Annotated in this window: 4 protein-coding genes; 3 read left to right on the forward strand and 1 reads right to left on the reverse strand. The window is 74.1% G+C overall.

The annotated features are described in order from the left end of the window. The first annotated feature begins 326 nt into the window (after window positions 1–326). From AC07B0_RS36465 to AC07B0_RS36475, 3 genes are read left to right on the forward strand one after another with little or no spacing between them, the layout of a single operon-like run. Window positions 327–746 carry a hypothetical protein gene (locus AC07B0_RS36465; protein ID WP_469383148.1) on the forward strand — a complete coding sequence of 140 codons (420 nt, stop codon included), beginning with the start codon at window positions 327–329 and terminating at the stop codon, window positions 744–746. Then, window positions 743–2,170, forward strand: a complete 1,428-nt coding sequence (locus AC07B0_RS36470; RefSeq protein ID WP_478900095.1) for a relaxase family protein — start codon at window positions 743–745, stop codon at window positions 2,168–2,170. Before AC07B0_RS36465 ends, AC07B0_RS36470 begins: the two co-directional genes overlap by 4 nt. A gap of 26 nt (window positions 2,171–2,196) precedes the next feature. Further along, window positions 2,197–3,537: a hypothetical protein gene (locus AC07B0_RS36475; protein ID WP_478900097.1), complete on the forward strand. Its 1,341-nt coding sequence runs from the start codon at window positions 2,197–2,199 to the stop codon at window positions 3,535–3,537. 29 nt (window positions 3,538–3,566) lie between these two features. On the opposite strand, the gene AC07B0_RS36480 is transcribed toward AC07B0_RS36475, so the two are convergent. Continuing rightward, on the reverse strand, window positions 3,567–6,095 hold the full coding sequence (locus AC07B0_RS36480; RefSeq protein WP_469383142.1) for a helicase associated domain-containing protein: 2,529 nt from the start codon (window positions 6,093–6,095) through the stop codon (window positions 3,567–3,569). Window positions 6,096–6,684: the final 589 nt, after the last annotated feature.

Below are 6,684 nucleotides of genomic sequence, written 5' to 3' on the forward strand. Positions count from 1 at the left end.
TGGTGTTCGGGGGGTGTCGGGGTGTCCGGGGGTGGTGTGGGTTGGGGGTGTGGCGGCGTGGCGGCCGGGCGGCGTGGCGGTTGGGCGGGGTGGTGGCGTGTGGTGTGGCGGCGTCGGTGGTGCGGGTCCGGTGCGGGTGGTGCGGGCCGGTGCTGGCGGGTCGGTGGTCCGGTGGCGGCGCGTGCTTTCCCGGCTTCCGGGCGCACGGTCCTGCAACCCTTTTTCAGGCATTAGAAATTGGCAGCCAGTTAGTACGTAATGGGGGCAGTAAGCCCCCGGGACGCCGGAAAGCCGGTAGCTGCTGGCACGGAATGTGAGGGGCCTTGGTGGCGCTCGAAGCGAATGAGAATTTGGTCGGGCGGCGTCGTGAACGGCAGGCCGGTGAGCCACGGAGGAAGCGCTTCTACGTGTCGTTCAGCGACACCGAGCTGGCCGTGGTGCGCACCGCTGCGGAGCGCGAGGGGATGGCGTCGGCGGCGTGGGCGGGACGGCAGGTGATGGCGGTCGCGCAGCATGTGCTGGTGCCGGTCTCCCGGGATGCTGAGGACGTCCTTCGGGAGCTGATCCAGGCCCGGGTCGAGCTGCGGGAGACCGTGGCCGCGCTCCGCGCCCTGGCCGCCACCGGTGTGCCCGAAGCCGGTGCCCCGGTGCCGGCCGACACCGTCGTGGAGGAGGCCCTCAAAGTGGTGGCCCGCCTCGATGCGGCGACGGTCCAGGTGATGCGGGAGAGGCGCCCCCGCTCGTGATGCCGAAGAAGGCCGAGAGCGGTTCGACGACGATCGATCTCCTGGACTACCTCTTCGGTCCGGGCGAGCGCGACGAGCACACCGACCCCCACCTCGTCGCCGCCTGGGACCCGGATCTGCCGTGCCCGGCCCGCACCCCGGAGCGGATGACGCTCGCCGATCTGGCGCTGCTCCTGGACGCCCCGGTCCAGGCCCTGCGCGGCGAGCGGCCGGCCGAGCACGTGTGGCACGTCTCGGTCCGCAACGCCCCCGGCGACCGAATCCTGTCGGACGCCGAGTGGGCAGAGGTCGCCGCCGAGATGGTCCACGCCGCGGGCATCGCGGAACACGGCGACGAACAGGCCTGCCGGTGGGTCGCGGTCCGGCACGCGGACGACCACATCCACATCGCGGCCACCCTGGCCCGGCAGGACGGCCGCCGCCCCCGGGTGCGCGGTGACATCCCCGCGATGCACACCGCCGCCCGCGCCTTCGAAGCCCGCTGGGGCCTCACACCGATGTCCCCCCTCGACCGCACCGCGCGCCGCCGCCCGGTCACCGGGGAGGCCGAGAAAGCCGCCCGCCGCGGACTTGCCGAGACCGCGCGGGAGTCCCTGCAGCGCACCGTCCGCACCGCGGCCGCGCTCGCGCACGGCGACACCGACTTCCTCGACCGGCTCCGCGACGCCGGAGTCCGCGTGCGCGAACGCCGGGACGACGACGGGACGCTGCTCGGGTACTCGGTCGCGCTGCCCGGGGACCGCGCCGACCGCGGCAGCCGGCCCGTCTGGTTCGCGGGCTCCACCCTCGCCTACGACCTGTCCCTGCCCCGCGTCCGGGAGCGCTTCACCCCGCTCGTCACGGAGGCCGACTGGGCGCTCGCCGAGCACCGGATCCGGGAAGCCGCCGAACTCCTGGGCCGCGCCGGGCAGGACGAGGGCGCGGGCGATGTCGCCGCGCTCGGCGACCTCCTGGCCGTCGCCGCCGCCCACGCCCCTGCCGTGGTGCGCGACCGCGTCCAGGCGGCGGCCGACGCCTTCGAGCAGGCCGCCCGCGCCCCCGGCGCCCGCACCCTCGAAGGCCGCGCCCGAGCCGGCTGGCGGGCCTCGACCCGGGCCCTGGAACGGGCGCCGCGCGCGGCCCGGGGCGGCGGCGCCGCGGTCGTCCTTACCCTGCTGATCGCGCTAGTGGAGGCGGTGGAGGCCGCCGCCGACTGGCACCGGGCGCAGGCCTTCCGGGCTCAGGCGAAAGCCGCCTCACAGGCGGCGGTCCTGCTGCGGGAGGCAGCCGGCCTGACCGGCAACCGGCCCCCGACCACGAAGCCGCGTACCGGTCGGGTGGTGCGCACCCCACACCGTGGCCTGCCGCCCGCTGGGCCCGTTACCGGTGTACCGGTCCGGCCGCGCACCGATCCCGGACGGCCGGGCCCGTCCCGTACGCGCTGACCCCTATCCGAGGGAGCCCTCCGCCGATGACGTACCCGCCCCAGCCCGAGCCGTTCGCCGAAGCCCTCGGGGAAGCCGCGCAGACCGCCGCGATGGCCTACCGGCTCGTGATGACCATCAACGACGCGATCCGCCGCGCCACCCAGAAACGCCTCACCGGCAAGGAGGAGGAACTCAGCGAGGACGCGGAGAAGATGGCGCCGGGCTGGTCGGCCGACCAGCTGCGCGGCGTCATCGGCGACGACATCCTGGCCGAGCTGATGCAGGGTGCGGACTGGCCGCAGCTGTCCCGCCAGCTCGTGGGTCTCCAGCAGGCCGGTGTCGACCTGGGCACGCTTCTGCCGCAGATGGGCCGCATGACCGCCGGAGTCCACCAGGCCGTGGTGGCCAACGCGGCCCGGACGAAGGCGGAGGGCACCGACCGGTGGGCCGACCTCCTGAAGGCGACGATGCCCGAGGGCGTGGTCCGCGACGCGATCCTCTCCTCCCCGGCCTGGCCCGACATCGCTGCCGACATGGGCCGCCTCGACGCCCGGGGGATCGACGTCGCCCGGATCCTCGTCGATGCCCACCGTGCCGGGGCCGGCGTCGACCAGGCCGTCGCCGCAACCACCGCCGCCGCCAAGAAGGCCCCCGCACCCGCCCCGGCGGCGGCCCCCGCCCCCGCCCCGGCCCCGACGTCGGCTCCGGCTCCGGCCGCCGCCCGTGTGCCCGCACCCGCCGCTGCGTCGGGTACCGCGCCGACTGCCGCGCCCGCGCCCGCGCCCGCCTCTGCTCCTGCGGCGCCGGTGCGGGAGGCCGTCGATCCGTGGGCGCCGCCCGCGAGTACGGATGCGAAGCGTTCCTGGGGCCCGCTGACCGAGGGCCTGACCGTGCCGAGGGACCTCGACCTCGGCGACCGCGCCAAGGCCTTGGAGCAGCTGGGCGTCAACCCGCTCGGGCACGCCACGATCGTCGGACTCGTCAAGGACGTGCTGCCCGAGACGCAGGTCGGTCTTCTGGTGGGCTCCCGCCCCTGGCCCCTGCTCGCTCACCGGATGAACCAGATCCGCGAACAGGGCGGCCCCGCACTCCTCGGCGCGCACCTGGCCCGCCTGAAGGACGACACCTCCTTCAAGGAGGCCTCTGGCTCGGCCGCGGTCGGCCGGCTCGTGGACGCGACCCTGCATGCCCTGACGACACCGCCCTCGGAGCCGCCCGTGCGTTCGTCCCCGGTGCGGATCCGGGTCTCCGCGGCGGCGGCCCGCTCCCGCTCCACCACCACCCCCGCCGCTGCGGCCCCCGGCCAGCAGGCCCCGACCGAAGCCGCCGTCCCCGCCCACCGGCAGCAGACCGCACCGGCCAAGGGCGCGGGCCGGGCACGGTAGCCCCGGCTGCGGCGTCGGATCTCGGGATCTCACACAGCCGACCGGGCCCAGTCGACCCCGAGTTCGGCCAGCGCCCGCAGCTGCTCGGCGTCCAGCCGGTCCCGGCGCTGGCGCTGGTTGGCCAGCCACACCCCGGTGCGGTGAACTGCCCCCGGGAGGTGCTCGACGTGCTGGCGGCCGGGCAGACCGCCGCCCTCCCGCTCCACGTACTGCGCCAGGGCCTGGACGCCCTGCTGGAAGGCCGCTGCGCCCCGCCCGGTCCCTGCGGCTGCCCTGGCCTTCGCGGGCGCCTGGCGGGCCCGTACGACCCGCGCGGGGGTGATGCCGAGTGCGGTGAGCCGGGCCTGCTGCTCGGTGTTCAGCCGGGCCCAGTCCCGGCGTTGGACGGCGAGCCAGCGGCCGATGTCCTCTCCGTGCCGGGTGACCCCGGCGGTGATGGCGGTCAGGCGGGCGCCTTCGGCGAGGAGCTGGGCGAGGTAGGCGTAGTGCCGCTGCCAGTCGACCGTCCACCCGCGCTCGGCGGGGTTCCAGTCGGCGTCGACCTCGGCCAGGGCTGCGGCCCGCCGTTCCGCCCGTACGGGGTCCTTCCCGAGCCCGCCGGGCCGGCGGACGTTGGTGAGCCACTGCCCGATCTGGACGTCGAGGATCGCCGCGCCCCGCGGGGCGGCCAGGGTGCCGTGGAGTCGGTGCCAGGCCCTTGCGGCGGCGAGGCTGGTCTCGAAGGCGGCGTCGGCGGTGTCCCACACGATCCCCAGCTGTTCCAGCTCGGCGGCCCGTTCCCCGTTCATCTGCCCGGCGCGGAACGCCCTGCGCTGGTCGGAGAGCCACCGCCCGAGCGGGTAGGGGCCCTCGGTGTGCTCGTAGGGCACCTGGAGGTCGCCTTCGCGCTCCCGGTACCGGAAGGCGGCCTCGACGCCCCGACGCCAGTCCTGCCGCTCGGTGTTGAACACCTGGTACGAGATCCACTTCGCGATCAGCGCCGGGTCGCGGGGGGCCGCGAAGCGGAGCAGGAGCCGGTTCTCCTCCTCGCCCTCCTCGGGCGCCTTCCCGACCAGCGGCGACGGCTGCACGATGCGCTTCTGGTTCTCCTGGGGAATTGCGAGCATCTCCACGGCACGTTCATCGTGTGCCCGAAGCCCATTCAAGACCCGGATAAGGGGGCCATACGATTTCGACGTGAGAATGTCTTCGGGATTCTCGTCCTCCCGCAAAAAGACGGGAACAATCAGCGTCGCCATTTTCCCTTCACCGGGCTTCTGCCGCAGGGCCCGGCCGATGGCCTGGACGATGTCGACGGCCGATCCCTTGGGGTCGATCAGGGCCACCGAGTCCACCGCCCGGATATCCACGCCCTCCCCGAGAACTCGACAATTCGCCAGCACGGCGCGCCCGGCCCGGCGGCCGAAGTCGGCGAGCACACCCGCCCGGTGCTCCGCCTCGTGCTCCCCGCGCAGCCACCCCGTCCACACCTTCGCCGGATGCCGGACCGGATCCACAGCGTGCAGCCGGCTGGCGACCCGCTCCAGGCCCTCGGCGAAGGCCTGCGCCTCCACCGTCCGGTGGTGGAAGGTGATCGTCGTCTTCAGGTCGTGCTCGGCCATCGTCTCCAGCAGCGTCGTCTGCACGGCCGCGAGCCGCTGCCCACGCAGGCGTTCCTCGTGCCGTTCCTCGCTGTAGAGCCGGGCCGGGGTCACGACCGGGTCGACCAGCTCGGCGACGACGACCTGATAGCGCGCCAGGAGCCCCCGGGCGATGGCGTCGGCGAGCGACAGCTCGTAGACCACCGGCCCGAACACCCGAACGTCGTCCATGGAACAGGCCATGTCCTTCGGGAGCCGGTCCCACCGCGACCGCGGCAGGTACCGCCGCCCCTCGGCCTCCGCCTTCTGCCGCCGCTCCGCCTCCTCCCGGCGCCGCTCGGCCGCCCGCTCCAGCTCCTGCGCCCGCGTCCTCGGGGGTCGTTCCGCCCAGATCCGGGGAGTGGCCGTCATGTAGAGCCGACGCCGAGCGGGGATCACCTCCTGGCGGTGCACGTCCGCCCACGCCTTCCCCGCCGACCCGCTGGTGCGGTGCGCCTCGTCCACGACCACCAGGTCGAAGGCCTCCATCGGCAGCCCGTACTCCCCGCGGTGCGCCTCGGCGATCACGCCGAGGGAGGCGTAGGTGGCGTAGACGGTGACCGGGCCCTTCCCGTGCCACAGGGCGAGCTGCGGCGCCGACGTCGTCGTCCGCACCCTCAGCCCGTACAGCTGGGCGTTGTCCTCCAGCGAACACACCGCGACAGCGGGCCCGTCATGGCCGGCCGTACGCCACTCCCGCGCGGTCTGCGTCAGCAGATCCAGGGTCGGCAGCAGCACCAGGACACGGCCGCACCGGGCCAGCCGGAGCGCGGAAGCGGCGGCCATAAAGGTCTTTCCGGTCCCGCACGCAGCCACAAGCGTTGCCCGCAGACCTGCTTTCGGAATCCGCTTTCCAGGCGGGATATCCAGCCCCCGGACAATCGCCTCCACCGCTTCCTCCTGATGAGGCCGCAGGGTGATTCCACCAGACTTCTGCATCGCTTTCTCCGTCGGATAGAGGCGTCTCGGGCCGGGGCACTCACGGGTTTCTCGGGTTGGTACACAGCATCCGAATCCCGCGCACCGGATGCGCACCCAACAGCAGCACATCAGAACCGCCGGGAGGCAGTGCCAGGGTTCCTGGGATCCTACACAGCTGCATCAGCTCGTGATGTAGACTCGACTCTACCGCGTCGACACACCCCTGCGGGCCCGATCCCCGAACCCTCCCCTCTTTCAGGGGACCCCCACCGGCCGTCAGCCGAGCGAGACCGCCACCCCCTTCCGCTGCGGGCCCTCGGCCTGGAGGCGAAGCCGGAAGGACGGGGGTGGGAGCGAAGCGGACACCCCAACAGGCCGAAGGCCTGGACCCCGTGAAACGGGGTCACCTCCCGCGCTTCGCGCGGGAGCCCCAGGGCCCGCTTGCGGGCCCGCTCGGGTGGAGCGCAGCGGAACCCGAGCAGTCCGCAGCGCAGCGAAGGACCCCGGCCCGAAGGGCCGGCCCTGGCTCCGCTCGCGGAGCCACCGGGACGCGAAGCGTCCCGGTTCTCTCCTACGCGCGCAGCGCGTAGGTACCCGCTCCGCGGGG

The organism is Streptomyces sp. NPDC044704, assembly GCF_056433525.1.

Excerpts from the sequence above, each read along its gene's own strand:
- AC07B0_RS36475 (WP_478900097.1), top strand. The coding sequence starts at position 2,197 with ATGACGTACCCGCCCCAGCCCGAGCCGTTCGCCGAAGCCCTCGGGGAA.
- AC07B0_RS36480 (WP_469383142.1), bottom strand. The coding sequence starts at position 6,095 with ATGCAGAAGTCTGGTGGAATCACCCTGCGGCCTCATCAGGAGGAAGCG.